Annotated in this window: 19 protein-coding genes and 1 pseudogene; 6 read left to right on the forward strand and 14 right to left on the reverse strand. The window is 67.8% G+C overall.

What is annotated here, in order from left to right; genetic code table 11:
- The 4 genes and pseudogenes from WS89_RS22005 to WS89_RS34700 all read right to left on the reverse strand — a co-directional run.
- Window positions 1-206: pseudogene (locus tag WS89_RS22005) on the reverse strand (aspartate aminotransferase family protein); the annotation flags it as partial.
- 34 nt (window positions 207-240) lie between these two features.
- Window positions 241-1,578 carry a glutamine synthetase family protein gene (locus tag WS89_RS22010; RefSeq protein WP_034208577.1) on the reverse strand — a complete coding sequence of 446 codons (1,338 nt, stop codon included), beginning with the start codon at window positions 1,576-1,578 and terminating at the stop codon, window positions 241-243.
- A 28-nt stretch (window positions 1,579-1,606) separates the two neighbouring features.
- On the reverse strand, window positions 1,607-2,392 hold the full coding sequence (locus WS89_RS22015; RefSeq protein ID WP_059793485.1) for a gamma-glutamyl-gamma-aminobutyrate hydrolase family protein: 786 nt from the start codon (window positions 2,390-2,392) through the stop codon (window positions 1,607-1,609).
- A 283-nt stretch (window positions 2,393-2,675) separates the two neighbouring features.
- Entirely contained in the window at window positions 2,676-2,858 is a 183-nt protein-coding gene (locus tag WS89_RS34700) for a hypothetical protein (RefSeq protein WP_006488040.1), read from the reverse strand.
- A 455-nt stretch (window positions 2,859-3,313) separates the two neighbouring features.
- On the opposite strand from WS89_RS34700, the gene WS89_RS22030 reads away from it, so the two are divergent.
- A complete protein-coding gene (locus tag WS89_RS22030; RefSeq protein WP_059793572.1) occupies window positions 3,314-3,865 on the forward strand; it encodes a cupin domain-containing protein in 552 nt (183 codons plus the stop codon).
- An 88-nt stretch (window positions 3,866-3,953) separates the two neighbouring features.
- Window positions 3,954-5,444 (forward strand): aldehyde dehydrogenase, encoded by a 1,491-nt coding sequence (locus WS89_RS22035; RefSeq protein WP_059793489.1) that lies wholly within the window; start codon window positions 3,954-3,956, stop codon window positions 5,442-5,444.
- A gap of 72 nt (window positions 5,445-5,516) precedes the next feature.
- On the opposite strand, the gene WS89_RS22040 is transcribed toward WS89_RS22035, so the two are convergent.
- Entirely contained in the window at window positions 5,517-5,717 is a 201-nt protein-coding gene (locus tag WS89_RS22040; RefSeq protein ID WP_059793491.1) for a heavy-metal-associated domain-containing protein, read from the reverse strand.
- Between the two features lie 330 nt (window positions 5,718-6,047).
- Between WS89_RS22040 and WS89_RS22045 the strand changes: the two genes are divergently transcribed.
- Together WS89_RS22045 and WS89_RS22050 are read left to right on the forward strand one after the other, a co-directional pair.
- Window positions 6,048-6,380 (forward strand): cupredoxin domain-containing protein, encoded by a 333-nt coding sequence (locus WS89_RS22045; RefSeq protein ID WP_059506479.1) that lies wholly within the window; start codon window positions 6,048-6,050, stop codon window positions 6,378-6,380.
- A gap of 12 nt (window positions 6,381-6,392) precedes the next feature.
- The gene (locus tag WS89_RS22050) at window positions 6,393-7,229 is read left to right on the forward strand and encodes an FTR1 family iron permease (protein ID WP_059506477.1); all 837 of its coding nucleotides are present in this window, start codon (window positions 6,393-6,395) and stop codon (window positions 7,227-7,229) included.
- Between the two features lie 85 nt (window positions 7,230-7,314).
- Here the strand turns inward: WS89_RS22050 and WS89_RS22055 are convergent, their stop codons facing one another.
- The 8 genes from WS89_RS22055 to WS89_RS22090 form a co-directional block, all read right to left on the reverse strand.
- On the reverse strand, window positions 7,315-7,533 hold the full coding sequence (locus WS89_RS22055) for a hypothetical protein (RefSeq protein WP_059506475.1): 219 nt from the start codon (window positions 7,531-7,533) through the stop codon (window positions 7,315-7,317).
- Complete coding sequence (locus WS89_RS22060; RefSeq protein WP_059793493.1) at window positions 7,533-8,000, reverse strand: hypothetical protein; 468 nt, start codon at window positions 7,998-8,000, stop codon at window positions 7,533-7,535. Before WS89_RS22060 ends, WS89_RS22055 begins: the two co-directional genes overlap by 1 nt.
- A 69-nt stretch (window positions 8,001-8,069) precedes the next feature.
- Window positions 8,070-8,390 carry a helix-turn-helix domain-containing protein gene (locus WS89_RS22065; protein WP_059793495.1) on the reverse strand — a complete coding sequence of 107 codons (321 nt, stop codon included), beginning with the start codon at window positions 8,388-8,390 and terminating at the stop codon, window positions 8,070-8,072.
- 173 nt (window positions 8,391-8,563) lie between these two features.
- A complete protein-coding gene (glmS, locus tag WS89_RS22070) occupies window positions 8,564-10,381 on the reverse strand; it encodes a glutamine--fructose-6-phosphate transaminase (isomerizing) (RefSeq protein WP_059793497.1) in 1,818 nt (605 codons plus the stop codon).
- Window positions 10,382-10,435: 54 nt separating this feature from the next.
- Window positions 10,436-11,797, reverse strand: a complete 1,362-nt coding sequence (gene glmU / locus WS89_RS22075) for a bifunctional UDP-N-acetylglucosamine diphosphorylase/glucosamine-1-phosphate N-acetyltransferase GlmU (protein ID WP_059793499.1) — start codon at window positions 11,795-11,797, stop codon at window positions 10,436-10,438.
- Between the two features lie 135 nt (window positions 11,798-11,932).
- Complete coding sequence (ttcA, locus tag WS89_RS22080) at window positions 11,933-12,928, reverse strand: tRNA 2-thiocytidine(32) synthetase TtcA (protein WP_059793501.1); 996 nt, start codon at window positions 12,926-12,928, stop codon at window positions 11,933-11,935.
- Entirely contained in the window at window positions 12,925-13,329 is a 405-nt protein-coding gene (locus tag WS89_RS22085) for a dihydroneopterin aldolase (protein ID WP_027785625.1), read from the reverse strand. The genes ttcA and WS89_RS22085 overlap by 4 nt, the downstream gene beginning before the upstream one ends.
- 75 nt (window positions 13,330-13,404) lie before the next feature.
- Window positions 13,405-14,148: an SDR family oxidoreductase gene (locus WS89_RS22090; RefSeq protein WP_059793503.1), complete on the reverse strand. Its 744-nt coding sequence runs from the start codon at window positions 14,146-14,148 to the stop codon at window positions 13,405-13,407.
- A 13-nt stretch (window positions 14,149-14,161) separates the two neighbouring features.
- Here WS89_RS22090 and WS89_RS22095 point away from each other — a divergent pair, with 13 nt between their 5' ends.
- Both WS89_RS22095 and WS89_RS22100 read left to right on the forward strand, forming a co-directional pair.
- On the forward strand, window positions 14,162-15,352 hold the full coding sequence (locus tag WS89_RS22095) for a class I SAM-dependent methyltransferase (protein WP_059506464.1): 1,191 nt from the start codon (window positions 14,162-14,164) through the stop codon (window positions 15,350-15,352).
- Window positions 15,353-15,364: 12 nt separating this feature from the next.
- A complete protein-coding gene (locus WS89_RS22100; protein WP_006484654.1) occupies window positions 15,365-15,559 on the forward strand; it encodes a DUF2905 domain-containing protein in 195 nt (64 codons plus the stop codon).
- Window positions 15,560-15,670: 111 nt separating this feature from the next.
- Here the strand turns inward: WS89_RS22100 and WS89_RS22105 are convergent, their stop codons facing one another.
- Window positions 15,671-15,892, reverse strand: a complete 222-nt coding sequence (locus WS89_RS22105; protein ID WP_034208564.1) for a hypothetical protein — start codon at window positions 15,890-15,892, stop codon at window positions 15,671-15,673.
- Between the last annotated feature and the right edge of the window lie 60 nt (window positions 15,893-15,952).

Consider the following 15,952-nt stretch of genomic DNA (forward strand, 5'->3'; position numbering starts at 1 on the left):
TCCCACAGGTAGACGCCGTCGGCCTTCACGATCACGCGGCTGCCCGCGCGATTGAGCGCGCCCATGTCCGAGAACGGATGGATGTGGTGCGCGGCGTCGAGCGCGCGGTATTCGGCGGTCGAGCGTGCCTGCGTCGCGCGCGGCGCGGCGGCCGTGGCGGTCGGCGCGGCCGGCTGGATCCAGGCCGATTCATTGCGGTAAGTCATGTTTCCTCCGTGATTCCGTATGCGGTTGGCACGCTTACACGTGCAGCAGCAGATGGCGGCGTTCCCACGAGCTGATCACGCGGAAGAACGCTTCGTATTCGGTTTCCTTCAGCGCGAAATACGCTTTCAGGAACTTGTGCCCGAGGATCTCGCCGAGCGGCTCGCACGCGGCCATCAGCGTCAGCCCTTCCTCGAGGTTGCGCGGCAGTTGGTACGGCAGGCTGTAGCCGTCGCTGACGAGCGGCTCGGTCGGCTCCAGGCGCTGCGTCATGCCCAGATAGCCAGCCGCGAGCGTCGCCGCGAGCGCGAGGTACGGGTTGCAGTCGACGCCCGGGATGCGGTTTTCGATGCGGCGTGCGGCCGGGCCCGAATGCGGGATGCGGAACCCCACCGTGCGGTTGTCGTAGCCCCATTGCACGTTGATCGGCGCGGCCATGAAGCGCGACAGGCGGCGATACGAATTGATGTACGGCGCGAAGATCGGCATCAGCGCCGGCGTGTACTTCTGCAGCCCCGCGAGATAGTTGTAGAACATCGACGTCGCGCCGCCGGTTTCCGGCGACGTGAACAGGTTCTGGCCCGTTTCCTCGTCGACGATGCTCTGGTGCACGTGCATCGCCGAGCCCGGTTCGTCTTCCATCGGCTTGGCCATGAACGTCGCGTACATGTTGTGGCGCAGCGCGGCCTCGCGCACCGTGCGCTTGAACAGGAACACCTGGTCGGCCAGCGACAGCGCGTCGCCGTGCATGAAGTTGATCTCCATCTGCGCGGCGCCGACTTCGTGGATCAGCGTATCGATGTCGAGGTTCTGCGATTCGCAGTACTCGTAGATGTCCTCGAACAGCGGATCGAATTCGTTGACGGCCTCGATCGAATAGGACTGGCGGCCCGTTTCGGGGCGGCCCGTGCGGCCGACCGGCGGGCGCAGCGGCAGGTCGGGGTCCTTGTTCATGTCGACCAGATAGAACTCGAGCTCGGGCGCGACGACCGGCTTCCAGCCCTTTGCCTTGTACAGGTCGAGCACGCGGCGCAGCACGTAGCGCGGCGAGATCTCGACCGGCGAGCCGTCGAAATGCACGCAATCGTGGATCACCTGCGCGGTCGGGTCGACGGCCCACGGGATCAGGCGGATGGTCGACGTGTCGGGCACGCACACCATGTCGGGGTCGGTCACACCGGTCAGCGAGCCGTCTTCCGGATAGTCGCCGGTGACGGTCTGCACCATCACGGCCTGCGGCAGCCGCATCGATTCGCCGGACGTGAACTTGTTGCGCGGCGTGATCTTGCCGCGCGCGATGCCGGCCATGTCGGGAATGATCGCTTCGATCTCGGTAATCCGGTGCTGCTTCAGAAAGCCTTCGATGTCTTGCATGTCTGTTCTCGTTGTCTGGTTGGCGCGCTCATGCGAGCGCGGCGGCGGCCATGGCGCGCGTGCGTTCGGCGCGGCGGGCGCGGCACGCATCGCCGAACGCGCGGAAGATCGCGCTCGACAGCGGGTCCTGCGCGTGTCGCCATTCCGGATGCCACTGCACGGCCAGCGCGAACGCCGGTGCGTCGACGACGCTCACGGCCTCGATCAGGCCATCCGGCGCGACGGCCTCGACGGCGAGGCCGGAGCCGAGCTGCGCGATGCCCTGCTTGTGCAGCGAGTTCACGTGCACTTCGTCGCGGCCGCCGGCGAGCGCATGCAGCTGGCCGCCCGGCGTCAGGCGCACGACGTGCGCGGGGCCGTATTGCGTATCCATCGGCGCGTCGTCGTCCTCGCGGTGATCGGCGAAGCCGGGCACTTCATGTACGCGCTGGTGCAGCGTGCCGCCGCAAACGACGTTCAGCTCCTGGAAGCCGCGGCACACGGCGAGCACGGGCACGCCCGCGACGATGGCCGCACGCAAGAGCGGCAGCGTCGTCGCGTCGCGGGCGGGGTCGTGCTTCGTGCCGGGCTCGCTCGGCTCGCCGCCGTACCGATGCGGCTCGACGTTCGAGTAGCTGCCGGTAAACAACAGCCCGTCGACTGCGTCGAGCACGTCAGCAGTCGACTGCCGTTCGCCGAGCGCCGGCAGCACCATCGCGAGCGCTTGCGCGCCGTCGACGATCGCGGCGACGTATTTGTCGCCGACCGTATGCGACGCGTGCGCGCCGATTTGGGTGAAGTCGGCGGTGATGCCGACGAGAGGTTTCCTTTCCATGACGTCAATCAGTAATCCGTAGGGACGTGACGCACGTCGGCCCGAATGCGGCAAAACGCGGGCGCGACACGACCCCGCAGCCGGGCGTCGGGCGCACGGCCGCTGGTGAATGGGCGCAACGGGATGGCGTGGCGATCCGCGCTGCGCGCGACGGTCAGGCCGTCGTTCGTTTCATCGCGATACGCGACGCCGCAACGAATGCGCGAACGCGTTCCGTCACCGCACGGACGATGCGGTTGGCGAATCGACGGACGAAACGAACGACGTGAAGAAAGGAGAGGCGCTACGGCAGCAGCGACGCCACTTCGTCGGTATCGACGGCGACGAATGCGCGTGCGGAAACGGCGTTGTGGCGCCGAACGGAACGACGGGACAGGATGGTGTAGATCGACAGGTGAAGCAGGCGAGGACTATGCCAGCCGCAACTGCCGTCGGAAGCGGGAACGGCGCTGCGCAAACTTCGCACATCGCCTCGATCCCACCTCACCAGAGGGCCACGGACTCTCACGATTACACTCGACTGGTTTGTTGAAAGTATTGAACACCTGATCGTTTCGACGCGCGGGGCGTTTAAAATAATCAAGGTGCCGGCCCGGCGTCATGTGCATTGACGGGCATCGACTGCTGCGTTGCGATAACGCTTTTCGAGGCCTGTGAAAGCCTGATGACGCTGACCTGAGAGCCAGCATATACGAGCCAATAACGGCGTCAAATGTTTTTTAATGGTCCTGCATCAGGGCTTTCCCGAGCAGTGCGAACAAAAGATTCGCAAAAGGAATGGTCGGCGCGCCGTTCATTATTTCGAACGCCTTTCAGGGTTTTCCCCGCTGATGTGCGGCATAAAGTGATTAGAATATTCAACGGCTGTCCCATGCGTCGTTTCACTTTGTCATCGCACTTATCGTGTCCGAAACCGAATCGATGTCCACCGAAGTCGCCGAGCGCCTGCGTTTCGTGCGCAACAAGCATGGCCTGTCGCAGCGCGAACTCGCGAAACGCGCCGGCGTCACCAACGGCACGATCTCGCTGATCGAACAGGGCCGCGTGAGCCCGTCGGTCGGGTCGCTGAAGAAACTGCTCGAATGCATCCCGATGAGTCTCGCGGAGTTCTTTACGTTCGAGCTCGTCGAATCGCGCGCGGTCGTGTCGCGTCGCGACGAGATGCCGAACCTCGGCAACGATTCGCTCGCGTTTCACCTGGTCGGCGCGAACGTGAAGGATCGCAACATGTGCATCCTGCGCGAGATTTACCAGCCGCTGGCCGACACGGGGCCCGAGATGCTCGTGCATGCGGGGCACGAGGGCGGCGTCGTCGTGTCCGGCCGGCTCGAGCTGACCGTCGACGGCGCGACGTGGCTGCTCGACCCCGGAGACGGCTACTACTTCGAAAGCCGCTTGCCGCATCGTTTTCGCAATCCCAGCGCGGAACTGCTCTGCGAGATCGTGTCGGCCAATTCGCCGGCGACCTTCTGACCGCGCGTCACCGCATTCGCCGCCGGCCGGCTGCGCGCCAGGCGCGCGGCGCACCGCATCGCGAATGCCAAACCATTGAGGCATCCTGATGAACAAGTTGACTTTGGCTGACTGGCAAAACAAGGCGGCGTCGCTCGCGATCGAAGGGCGCGCATTCATCGATGGCGCATCGCGCGACGCGCACGACGGCAGGACGTTCGACTGCGTGAGCCCGATCGACGGCCGCGTGCTGGCGAAGGTCGCCGACTGCGGCGAAGCGGACGTGAACGCCGCCGTCGCGGCGGCCCGCCGCGCGTTCGACGCAGGGGTGTGGGCCGGCCTGAACCCGCGTGCGCGCAAGGCCGTGCTGCTGCGCTGGGCCACGCTGATGCGCGAGCATCTCGACGAACTGTCGCTGCTCGAAACGCTCGACGCGGGCAAGCCGATCGGCGACACGACGACGGTCGACGTGCCGGGCGCCGCATACTGCGTCGAATGGTTCGCCGAGGCGATCGACAAGGTCGGCGGCGAGGTCGCGCCGGCCGATCATCATCTCGTCGGCCTCGTCACGCGCGAACCGGTCGGCGTGGTGGCCGCCGTCGTGCCGTGGAACTTCCCGATCCTGATGGCCGCATGGAAATTCGGTCCCGCGCTCGCGGCCGGCAACAGCGTCGTGCTGAAGCCGTCGGAGAAATCGCCGCTGACCGCGATCCGCGTCGCGCAGCTCGCCTTCGAGGCCGGCATGCCGGCCGGCGTGTTCAACGTCGTGCCGGGCGCGGGCGAACCGGGCAAGCTGCTCGCGCTGCATCGCGACGTCGACTGCATCGCGTTCACCGGCTCGACGGCGGTCGGCAAGCTGATCATGCAGTACGCGGCGCAGTCGAACCTGAAGCGCGCGTGGCTCGAGCTCGGCGGCAAGTCGCCGAACATCGTGTTGCCCGACTGCCCCGATCTCGACCGCGCGGCGCAAACGGCGGCCGGCGCGATCTTCTACAACATGGGCGAGATGTGCACGGCCGGCTCGCGGCTGCTCGTGCATCGCGACATCAAGGACGCATTCATCGAGAAGCTCGTCGCGGCCGCCCGCGCGTACGTGCCGGGCAATCCGCTCGATCCGTCGGTATCGATGGGCGCGATCGTCGACGGCGTCCAGCTCGAACGCGTGCTCGGTTATATCGAGGCGGGGCGCAGCGAAGGCCGGCTCGTCACCGGCGGTGCGCGCGTGAACGCGGAAACGGGCGGCTTCTACGTGGAGCCGACGGTGTTCGAGGTGAAGCCCGATGCGAAGATCGCGCGCGAGGAAATCTTCGGGCCGGTGTTGTCGGTGATCGTGTTCGACGACGTCGACGAGGCCGTCAGGATCGCGAACGATACCGAATACGGGCTGGCCGCGGCCGTGTGGACGTCGGACCTGACGACCGCGCACGACGTGTCGCGCCGGCTGCGTGCAGGTACCGTGTGGGTGAACTGCTATGACGAGGGCGGCGACATGAACTTTCCGTTCGGTGGCTACAAGCAGTCGGGCAACGGCCGCGACAAGTCGCTGCATGCGCTCGAGAAGTACACCGAACTGAAGTCGACGCTGATCCGGCTGCGTTGACAGGCCGCCGGATGCGGGCGCGTCGCCGTCCGGCGCTGCGCCCGCAATGACCTCCGCGGCCCTGGGCGCGCGTTACGCGGTGCGCAGTGCGGGATGGAAGCCGGCGGCTTCGATGATCGACCGCACGCGCTCGACGCCTTGCGCCGAGTCGACCTTGACGATCTTCGCCGCGACGTCGATGTCGAGCTTCGCGGCGGGGTCGGCGGCGGTCACCGCACGTGTGATGGCGTTGGCGCAGCCGCCGCAGGTCATGTCCTGGACTTCGAATTCCATCGTGTTCTCTCCGGTGAGTGATTGACGAGTACGTTCAGCATGAAGCTTGCCACGGTGGGAAGGTCAAGCGTCGCATGCGGTTGATGGCATCGCATCGGCGATTTGTAATGCTGAGGTCTGACGAATGGTCATTTGCGCGCGCGGGTCAGTCCGAATTTTTCCCGATTGACGACTGCACATTGTCGGCCAATTCTCGCGGAGCCTTGCGCGACAAAGCGTGCTTGGGATCGACGGCGTACGATTTCCATGATCCAAGTGAGGGTACTCCGAGGTGAAAATGCGAATCGATCTTAGTATCGATTCCCTTCAATATTTCCGTTCATTACGCACATGACCCGTTTCGCTATCGGTTTCGCACTGGCCCTGCTGGGCGCCTCGGCCGCGTCCGCCTTCGCTGCCGACGATGTCGTCAACCTGACGTTGAAGGACCACAAGTTTTCGCCCGAGGGCGTGACGATCCCCGCCGGCAAGAAGGTGAAGTTCGTCGTGAAGAACCTCGATGCGACGCCCGCTGAATTCGAAAGCGACGACTTCAAGGCGGAGAAGGTCGTGCCGGCCGGCAAGTCGGTCGAGATTCTGGTCGGGCCGCTGAAGGCCGGGACCTACGAGTTCCACGACGAGTATCACGAAGCGCAGTCGAAGACGCATCTGACCGTCAAGTAAGCCGATACCGACATGCTGTCTACTGCCCTGATCGTCTTTCGTGAAGTGCTCGAAGCCGCGCTGGTGGTCTCGATCGTGATGGCCGCCACGAAGGGCGTGCCGCGGCGCGGCTGGTGGGTAGGCGGCGGGCTGGTCGGCGGCGTGGTCGGCGCCGGCCTGATCGCGGCGTTCGCCGACGCGATCTCGCAATGGGCGTCCGGCATGGGCCAGGAAGTCTTCAACGCGGGCGTGATGTTCGTCGCGACGCTGATGCTCGCGTGGCACTGCATCTGGATGAGCCGGCACGGCCGCGAAATGGCGCTGCACATGGGTCAGGTCGGGCGGGCCGTCGCCGAAGGCAGCCGGCCGCTGACGGGTCTCGCGATCGTGGTCGGCGTCGCGGTGCTGCGCGAGGGGTCCGAGGCCGTGCTGTTCCTGTACGGGATCGCGGCGGGCGACCCGGGCCAGACGCCGCAGATGATCGCCGGCGGGCTGCTCGGCGTGCTCGGCGGCGCCGGGCTCGGCTACGCGATGTATGCGGGCCTGCTGCAGATTCCGTTGAAGCGCCTGTTCTCCGTCACCAACGGGCTGATCGTGCTGCTCGCCGCGGGCATGGCGAGCCAGTGCGTCGGCTTCCTGCTGGCCGCCGGCCTCGTGCCGTCGTGGGGCGATGCGGTCTGGGACACGTCGTGGCTGCTCAAGGAGTCGAGCATCGTCGGCAAGGCGCTGCATACGCTGATCGGCTATACCGCGCGTCCGGCGGGCATCCAGATCGCCGCGTACGTCGCGACGCTCGCGGCGATCGTCGTGCTGGCACGTCTCGTCGGCCGGCCGCGGCAGACGGTGAGGCCGCCGCGCGCCGCGGCGTGAGTGTCTCCGGGCTTCCCGGTTCGAATGAAAGAAGGGGCGTCATCGACGCCCCTTCTTTCATTCGGGATGCATGCGGCGGTGTCGGTCAGGCGTGGTTGTCGATCCACGCGCGCGCCCATTCGAGTCCCGCCTCGCGCGCGTCGTCCTCGGTGTCGAACACGCCGAGCACGCCCGAGGCCTCGACGAGCCGGTTGTTCTGCGTGATCGTGCCGCTCGCCGCGAAGCGCTCGGGCTGCATGATCTCCTCCTGCTGCAGGATCGCATGACCCCAGATCTGGTAGCCGCGGTAGGTCTGCGCTTCCATTATCGGGTCACCTTCGCGGAGCGGCCTTGCGTGCCGACTTGCAGCACGTTGCCGTCCGGCGTGTATTGACGCGGGATGTCGGAGAAGGTGAGCGCGCGCGTCGTGTCCGGCGCGGCGGGCTGCATCACCGTGAGACGCCCGGGCGCGGGTTGCGCAACGGGGCGCGGGGCGGCCGGAGTGTCGGTCGCGGTGGCGGCCGGGCGGTGCGAGCCGGCCTTCATGGCCTGCGCGACGCGGCGCTTGTGCGGTTTAGCGGCGGCCTTCGGCGTGGCGCTCGCGTGCTTCTCCGCGCTCTTGCCGGTGCGCGCGTCGGCGCCCGGGCGGGCGGCCGGTGTGCGGGCATCCGGCGCCCGAGCCGCGGGCTGCCGCGCCTCCGGCGGGTTCCAGACCTCGACGTAGTGCTCGGCGGCCCAGCCCGTCGACGCGAACGTCAGCGCCAGCAATCCGCATCCAAACAGTCTTACCATTGTCTCTCCGTCATATTCGTTGCGGCGCGCCCTGCCGGGGCCGACCCTGTGCATTCGGGGAATGCCGGCTCAGGAGAACACCTCGAGCCCGTGTTTCTCGACGATCTGGAGCATGCGCGCGGCGATGCCGCTCGGCCGCTTGTCGCCCTGTTCCCATTGGCGGATCGTCGACGTCGTCGTGTTCAGGTAGAGCGCGAACACGCTCTGGCTGACGTTGACCGACTTGCGGATGCGGGCGATCGCTTCCGGATCGAATTGCGGCGCGGCTTCGATGCAGAGATCGTCGTATTCCCGCATCGTCTTCTTGTCGATCAGGTTGGCGCGATAAAGCCCCGACGCGGCGCTGTGGATCGCCTCCGTCGCGTCGCGCTTGAATCGCGTTTTAGCCACTGCAAATCTCCACATGCAGACGCGTCGTACGGAAGCGGGCCTGTCGAGCCGGCCGGGCGTGGCACTGGATTATATGCCACTAAGTGGTACCTATTTCGACCTGGCCGGATGGCCTGCCGCACGCCGATGCGACGCCCGGACGGACCGGCGACGGCCCGTCCGGCCAGGCAGCCTTACTCCACCGTCACCGATTTCGCGAGGTTGCGCGGCTTGTCGACGTCGGTGCCGCGCGCACACGCGGTGTGATACGCGAGCAATTGCAGCGGCACGACGTGCAGGATCGGCGACAGTTGCCCGTAGTGTTCCGGCATCCGGATCACGTGCAGGCCGTCGTCGTTGACGATCTGCGTATCGGCATCGGCGAACACGTACAGCTCGCCGCCGCGCGCGCGCACTTCCTGCATGTTCGACTTCAGCTTCTCGAGCAGCGTGTCGTTCGGCGCGACCGTGACGACCGGCATCGCTTCCGTGACGAGCGCGAGCGGCCCGTGCTTCAGCTCGCCGGCCGGATAGGCCTCGGCATGGATGTACGAGATTTCCTTCAGCTTGAGCGCCCCTTCGAGCGCGATCGGGTAGTGCAGCCCGCGGCCGAGGAACAGCGCGTTTTCCTTGCGCGCGAATTCCTCCGACCACGCGATGATCTGCGGCTCGAGCGCGAGCACGCTGTTCAGCGCGGCCGGCAGGTGGCGCAGCTCCTTCAGGAATTGCGCTTCCTGCGCGGCGTCGACGTGACCGCGCAGCTTGCCGAGCGTCGCGGCCAGCACGAACAGCGCGACGAGCTGCGTCGTGAACGCCTTCGTCGACGCGACGCCGATCTCGGTGCCTGCGTGCGTCAGGAACTGCATGTCGGTCAGGCGCACCATCGCGCTCGTCGCGACGTTGCACACGGCGAGCGTATGCGTGTGGCCGAGCGACTGCGCGTGCTTGAGCGCCGCGAGCGTGTCGGCCGTCTCGCCCGACTGCGAGATCACGAGCACGAGCTGGCGCGGGTTCGGCACCGACTCGCGGTAGCGGTATTCGCTCGCGATCTCGACCTGGGTCGGGATCTTCGCGATCGATTCGAGCCAGTACTTCGCGGTGAGGCCCGAGTAGTAGCTCGTGCCGCACGCGAGGATCAGCAGGCTGTCGATCTGCGCGAACGCGGCGGGCGCGGCGTCGCCGAACAGCGTCGCGTCGAAGGCGTCCGTCTGCGGCACGGTGTCGCCGATCGCGCGCGGCTGCTCGAAGATTTCCTTCTGCATGAAGTGGCGATAGGGCCCGAGCTCGACCGCGCCGCCGTAGGCGCTGACGACGCGGATTTCGCGCTGCACGGTGGCGCCGTGGCGATCGACGATCGTCACGCCGTCGAGCGACAGCTCGCACACGTCGCCTTCCTCGAGGAACGTGAAGCGGTCGGTGCTGCCTGCGAGCGCGAGCGCATCGGACGCGAGGAAGTTCTCGCCGTCGCCGTGGCCGACGACGAGCGGCGAACCCTGGCGCGCGCCGACGACGGTGTGCGGCTGGTCCTTGTGAATCACGGCGATCGCATACGCGCCGTGCAGCTGGTGCACGGCTTCGCGCACCGCGTCGAACAGGTTGCCGCGGTACAGGCTGTGCACGAGGTGCGCGATCACTTCGGTGTCGGTCTGCGACACGAATTCGTAGCCCTTCGCGCGCAGCGCTTCGCGCAGCGGCTCGAAGTTCTCGATGATGCCGTTGTGCACGAGCGCGAGCGCGTTCGACGAGAAGATCGGGTGCGCGTTGTGCGTGACGGGCGCGCCGTGCGTGGCCCAGCGCGTGTGGGCGACGCCGGTCGTGCCTTCGAGGTGTGTCTCGCGCACCTGCGCGTCGAGATCGGCGACGCGCGCGACGCTGCGCGCGCGCTTCGGCGCGCCCGGTTCGAGCACGGCGACGCCGCACGAGTCGTAGCCGCGGTATTCGAGGCGCCGCAATCCTTCGATCAGCACCGGGACGATATTACGTTGCGCAACTGCGCCGACAATGCCGCACATGTATGGTCAATCCTGTCAGTCGACGCGGGCGCCGCGCGGGCGCCCGCAAAAGGTTCAGCTCTTCTTCTTGACCGGGCGGACGTAGCCGCTCTTCGCGGTCTGCGTCTTCTCGTTCAATGCGAGGACGCCTTCGGCGACGTCCTTCCAGATCGTCGTGCCGGCGGCGATCGTCACGCCGCGGCCGACGCGCACGGGCGCGACGAGCTGCGTGTCGGAGCCGACGAACACGTCGTCCTCGATCACGGTGCGGAACTTGTTCGCGCCGTCGTAGTTGCAGGTGATCGTGCCCGCGCCGATGTTCACGCGTGCGCCGATGTCGGCGTCGCCGATGTACGTGAGGTGATTCGCCTTCGAGCCGTGGCCGATCACCGCGTTCTTCACCTCGACGAAGTTGCCGACGTGCGCTTCGTCCGCGAGCTGCGCGCCGGGGCGCAGCCGCGCGTACGGGCCGATCACGGTGTGCGCGCCGAGCTCGGCGCCGTCGATGTGCGTGAACGCGTCGATGCGCGTGCCCGCGCCGATCGACGCGTTGCGGATCACGCAGTTCGGTCCGACGGTTACGTTGTCGGCGAGCGTCACGTTGCCTTCGAACACGCAGTTCACGTCGATCGATACGTCGCGGCCGCAGCGCAGCGTGCCGCGCACGTCGACGCGCGCCGGATCGGCGAGCGTGACGCCGTCGGCGAGCAGTGCATCGGCGACGTTACGCTGGTGAATGCGCTCGAGCTCCGCGAGCTGCGCCTTGCTGTTTACGCCGAGCGTTTCCCATTCGTCGTCGGGCTGCGACGTGACGACCTCGAAGCCGGCCTCGATCGCGAGTTCGACGACGTCGGTCAGGTAGTACTCGCCCTGCGCGTTTTCGTTCTTCAGCGCGCCGAGCCACATCGACAGCTGGGCCGTCGGCGTGACGATGATGCCGGTGTTGATCTCGGCGATCTTCAGCTCGTCCGGCGATGCATCCTTCTGCTCGACGATGCGCGTGACGAAGCCGGCCGCGTCGCGCACGATGCGGCCGTAGCCGGTCGGATCGTCGAGCGTGACGGTCAGGATCCCGTAGCGGCCTTCGCGCGCGGCATCGACGAGGCGCCGCAGCGTCGACGCGCGCGTGAGCGGCACGTCGCCGTACAGCACGAGCGTCGGCTGGGCGGGATCGAGCAGCGGCAGCGCCTGACGGACCGCATGGCCGGTGCCGAGCTGCTCGGCCTGCACCGCGAACTGGACGTCGGGTGCGGCGACGGCGGCCTGGACCTGCTCGGCGCCGTGGCCGACGACGACGACGAGCCGGGACGGCTGCAGCGTGCGCGCGGTGTCGATGACGTGGGAGAGGAGCGGCCTGCCGGCCAGGGGGTGAAGCACTTTCGGCAGCGCGGAACGCATGCGCTTGCCGGTGCCTGCCGCCAAAATCACGATATTCATGGCGCGCGCTTGGTCAGGGAGTTCGAAGCCGTCCATTTTAGCATGCGGCCCCCGCCGTTCCGGGCCTGCCGCAGCGGGCGCGCCACGCCGGAAAGGGCGCTCGGCGCCCGCTTCCGGCGGGTGTTCGGGCCCTGCTTACAGGTCGTCGAACTGGACGATCGAGATCGGTTGCGCGGCGCCCGGCGCGGCCGAGTCGTCGCCCGACGCGCACGGCTCCTCGTCGAACGCGATGTCGCCTTGCGGGTCGGCTTCGCCCGTCGCGCGCAGCGACTGGAACGGGTACAGCGTCGTGTCCATCAGGTGCGACGGCACGACCTTCGCGAGCGCGTTGAACATGTTGTCGACGCGCCCCGGGAAGCGCTTGTCCCATTCGCGGATCAGCGCCTTCATTTCCGCGCGCTTCAGGTTCGGCTGGCTGCCGCACAGGTTGCACGGGATGATCGGGAATTCGCGCAGCTCCGCGTATTTCTCGAGATCGGTTTCCTTCACGTACGCGAGCGGGCGGATCACGATGTTCTTGCCGTCGTCCGACTGCAGCTTCGGCGGCATCCCCTTCAGCTTGCCGCCGTAGAACATGTTGAGCAGGAGCGTCTGCACGATGTCGTCGCGGTGATGGCCGAGCGCGATCTTGGTCGCGCCGAGCTCGCCGGCCACGCGGTACAGGATGCCGCGGCGCAGCCGCGAGCACAGCGAGCAGGTCGTCTTGCCTTCCGGCACGAGCCGCTTGACGATGCTGTAGGTGTCCTGGTTCTCGATGTGGAACGGCACGCCGACCTGTTTCAGGTATTCGGGCAGCACGTGCTCGGGGAAGCCCGGCTGCTTCTGGTCGAGGTTCACCGCGACGATGTCGAAGTCGATCGGTGCGCGCTCGCGCAGGCGCAGCAGCACGTCGAGCATCGCGTAGCTGTCCTTGCCGCCCGACAGGCACACCATCACCTTGTCGCCCGGCTCGATCATGTTGTAGTCGCCGATCGCCTGGCCGACCTGGCGCACGATCCGCTTGAACAGCTTGTTGTTCTCGTACGCTTCCTTCTGCTCGCGGCGCGTCAGCGCCTGGCGGCCGGCCGGGGCGGCGGCTTCGTCCAGCGTGGCGGCGTCGGCCGCCGTGTCGTTCATGTGGGGGGCGTTCATGCGCGCTCCTCGTCCTTGATGCGAAAGACTTCGACGCCGACGGCGTCGCAGTCCGGATAGGCGTCCGGTTTCTCGGTACGGACGCGTACCGCGCGCACGGCATCGTGCGCCAGCAGGTGCGCGGCGATCGAGTCGCACAGCGTTTCCTGCAGGTGGATGTGGCCGCGCGCGAGGCATTGCGCGACGCTCTGCTTCATCAGATCGTAGTCGACGACTTCGTGCAGCCGGTCGTCGACGGGCGTCGACTGCGCGAGCGGCACGAACAGGTCGACGTTGATGACGACGCGCTGCTCGCCGCGCTTCTCGTGTTCGAAGGCCCCGATGTTGATGTGCACCTCGTAGTCGCGCAGGTAGAGCCTGCGGCAATCCGCGAGGCGGGGGTGCAGGAGAGCGGAAAACATGGTCGTCCCAGTCAAATTGGCGTGCGCGCACGCAAAGCGGCGCGGGCGGCGGCGGTCACGCCGCGCCCGCGCGGTTCATTCATTCGGGCCGGCGGCGGGCGGCACCAGGTGCTCGCCGCCGTCGACGGTCAGCGTCGCGCCCGTCACGCCGGGCGCACTCGCGAGATAGCAGGCGGCCGCCGCGATGTCGTCCGCGTGCGGCGCGTGGCTGCGCACGAGCGCCGCGACCCGCACCTTCGGCGCGAGCGCCAGCGCGAGCGCCGACGTCGCGCGGTTCAAGGCGGCCTGCATCAGCGCGTGCGACAACTGCGCCGGTGCCGGGTGAAACAGGGCCTGATCCAGTACGTGGATCGCGCACGCGCGCAGCGCTTCGTGCTCGCGCGCGGCGTCGGGCGTCGCATCGGCGAGCGCGCGGGCCAGCGCGAGCGGCGCCGTCACGTTGCGCGCGAGCGCGGCGGCGAGCGACGCGGCGTCGACCGTGTGCGCGTCGTCGGCGCCTGCGCTGGCGCTGACGAACACCGCGCACGCGGGCCGGCCGAGCGCGTCGCCGCATGCGGCGACGAGGGCCGCGGCATCGGCTTCCAGGGCCGGATCGGCGTCGAGCACGGCCGCGCGGCGGCCCAGCGCCGCGACTTCGGCGACGAGCGCGTCGGCGGCCGCGCGCGGCGCGCCGTGGCTGCGCTGCAGCGCGACGTCCCAGCCGCGGCGTGCGAAACCCGTCGCGAGCGCGCGGCCGATCGACGCGGCGTCGGCCGTGCTGCCCAGGGCGCCCGTGACGAGCACCACGCGTGGGGTCGACGTATCGGCTGAAACGGTCATTTACAATGCCGGGATGAACCCGAAAGCTCACGAACCCGCTAGTTTACCTGCTCCCGGCCCCGACGCGCTCGCGCAGTCCGAAACCCTTGCCGCGCAACTGCGCGACGAGATCGCGGCGGCCGGCGGCTGGCTGCCGTTCGACCGCTTCATGGAGCGTGCGCTGTATGCGCCGGGGCTCGGCTATTACAGCGGCGGCGCGCGCAAGTTCGGGCGCCGCGCCGACGACGGCAGCGATTTCGTCACCGCCCCCGAGTTGTCGCCGCTGTTCGCGCAGACGCTCGCGCAACCGGTGGCCGAGGCGCTCGCGGCGAGCGGCACGCGCCGCGTGATGGAATTCGGCGCCGGCACCGGCAAGCTCGCGGCCGGGCTGCTCGCGGCGCTCGACGCGCCGGGCGTCGAACTCGACGAATATCTGATCGTCGACCTGTCCGGCGAGTTGCGCGAACGGCAGCGCGAGACGATCGAAGCCGCGGTGCCGGCGCTGGCCGCGAAGGTGCGCTGGCTCGACGCGCTGCCCGAGCGGTTCGACGGCGTCGTGGTCGGCAACGAAGTGCTCGACGCGATGCCGGTGCGGCTGTTCGCGAAGGCGGACGGCGCATGGCGCGAGCGCGGCGTCGCGCTCGACGCGCGGCAGGCGTTCGTGTTCGACGACCGGCCGGTCGGCGCAGCCGGCCTGCCGGCGGCGCTCGCGGCGCTCGACGTCGGCGATGGCTACGTGACCGAAACGCATGAGGCGGCGCTCGCGTTCACGCGCACCGTCTGCACGATGCTCGCGCGCGGCGCGGTGCTGCTGCTCGACTACGGTTTTCCCGCGCACGAGTACTACCACCCGCAGCGCGACCGCGGCACGCTGATGTGCCACTACCGCCACCACGCGCACGACGACCCGTTCGCGTACCCGGGCCTGCAGGACATTACCGCGCACGTCGAATTCACCGGCATCTACGACGCGGGCGTCGCGACCGGCGCCGATCTGCTCGGCTACACGTCGCAGGCGCGCTTCCTGTTGAACGCAGGCATCACCGACGCGCTGGCCGCGATCGACCCGTCCGATGTCCGCGCGTTCCTGCCGGCCGCGAACGCGGTGCAGAAACTGATCTCGGAGGCCGAGATGGGCGAGCTGTTCAAGGTGATCGCGTTTTCACGCGGGATCGACGGCACGCTCGACGCGTTCGCGCGCGGCGACCGCTCGCACGCGCTCTGACCGGAGCCGCAGATGCTGCGCTGGCTGATGGCGTCGTTCGTGGCGGTGATGATCCTGACGCGCTGCTGGCCGTGGCTCGGCAAGCTCGGCATCGGGCGGATGCCGGGCGACGTCACGCTGACGCTCGGCGGGCGGCGCTATCCGTTCCCGTTCATGTCGACGCTGGTGCTGACGATGCTGGTGTCGATGGTGGCGCGGCTGCTCTGAGCCGAAGGCGGCGGCGCGTCGCGGCCGGGCCGCGACGCGCGCACGAGGAACGATCGATGACGGCGCGCGCGTGACGGCGCGCATTGCGGTTCGCGCGTTACAGTTCGCGCATTACAGTTCAATTTCGCCGAGGATCCGGTGCGCGAGCGCCTTCGCCTCCTCGAACGCTTCTTCCTCGCTCGAACTCGTCGTGTGGACGTCGTAGCGCATGTTCTCCGTCTCGTCGCCGTCGTCCCGCGCGAGGATCACGTAGCCCTGGAACTGGCCGTTGTCGGCGCGGTGCGTATGCGCCTTGGCCGTGTAGATGCCTTTGGTGAACGTGTTCGTGTCCATCGTGCCTCTCCCGCAATAGGACACTTCATCGTAGCACTGCGGCGCAGCATGTACAGCGCC

Source organism: Burkholderia sp. MSMB1072, from assembly GCF_001524725.1.
Classification (GTDB): Bacteria; Pseudomonadota; Gammaproteobacteria; order Burkholderiales; family Burkholderiaceae; genus Burkholderia.

What these genes read in the sequence shown, in the direction of transcription:
- WS89_RS22090 (WP_059793503.1), bottom strand. Translation starts at nt 14,148, where the DNA reads ATGACCGTTTCAGCCGATACGTCGACCCCACGCGTGGTGCTCGTCACG.
- glmS (WP_059793497.1), bottom strand. Translation starts at nt 10,381, where the DNA reads ATGTGCGGCATTGTCGGCGCAGTTGCGCAACGTAATATCGTCCCGGTG.
- WS89_RS22010 (WP_034208577.1), bottom strand. Translation starts at nt 1,578, where the DNA reads ATGCAAGACATCGAAGGCTTTCTGAAGCAGCACCGGATTACCGAGATC.
- ttcA (WP_059793501.1), bottom strand. Translation starts at nt 12,928, where the DNA reads ATGAACGCCCCCCACATGAACGACACGGCGGCCGACGCCGCCACGCTG.
- WS89_RS22035 (WP_059793489.1), top strand. Translation starts at nt 3,954, where the DNA reads ATGAACAAGTTGACTTTGGCTGACTGGCAAAACAAGGCGGCGTCGCTC.
- glmU (WP_059793499.1), bottom strand. Translation starts at nt 11,797, where the DNA reads ATGAATATCGTGATTTTGGCGGCAGGCACCGGCAAGCGCATGCGTTCC.
- WS89_RS22040 (WP_059793491.1), bottom strand. Translation starts at nt 5,717, where the DNA reads ATGGAATTCGAAGTCCAGGACATGACCTGCGGCGGCTGCGCCAACGCC.
- WS89_RS22085 (WP_027785625.1), bottom strand. Translation starts at nt 13,329, where the DNA reads ATGTTTTCCGCTCTCCTGCACCCCCGCCTCGCGGATTGCCGCAGGCTC.
- WS89_RS22050 (WP_059506477.1), top strand. Translation starts at nt 6,393, where the DNA reads ATGCTGTCTACTGCCCTGATCGTCTTTCGTGAAGTGCTCGAAGCCGCG.
- WS89_RS22015 (WP_059793485.1), bottom strand. Translation starts at nt 2,392, where the DNA reads ATGGAAAGGAAACCTCTCGTCGGCATCACCGCCGACTTCACCCAAATC.
- WS89_RS22100 (WP_006484654.1), top strand. Translation starts at nt 15,365, where the DNA reads ATGCTGCGCTGGCTGATGGCGTCGTTCGTGGCGGTGATGATCCTGACG.
- WS89_RS22030 (WP_059793572.1), top strand. Translation starts at nt 3,314, where the DNA reads ATGTCCACCGAAGTCGCCGAGCGCCTGCGTTTCGTGCGCAACAAGCAT.
- WS89_RS22055 (WP_059506475.1), bottom strand. Translation starts at nt 7,533, where the DNA reads ATGGAAGCGCAGACCTACCGCGGCTACCAGATCTGGGGTCATGCGATC.
- WS89_RS22105 (WP_034208564.1), bottom strand. Translation starts at nt 15,892, where the DNA reads ATGGACACGAACACGTTCACCAAAGGCATCTACACGGCCAAGGCGCAT.
- WS89_RS22095 (WP_059506464.1), top strand. Translation starts at nt 14,162, where the DNA reads ATGAACCCGAAAGCTCACGAACCCGCTAGTTTACCTGCTCCCGGCCCC.
- WS89_RS22045 (WP_059506479.1), top strand. Translation starts at nt 6,048, where the DNA reads ATGACCCGTTTCGCTATCGGTTTCGCACTGGCCCTGCTGGGCGCCTCG.
- WS89_RS22060 (WP_059793493.1), bottom strand. Translation starts at nt 8,000, where the DNA reads ATGGTAAGACTGTTTGGATGCGGATTGCTGGCGCTGACGTTCGCGTCG.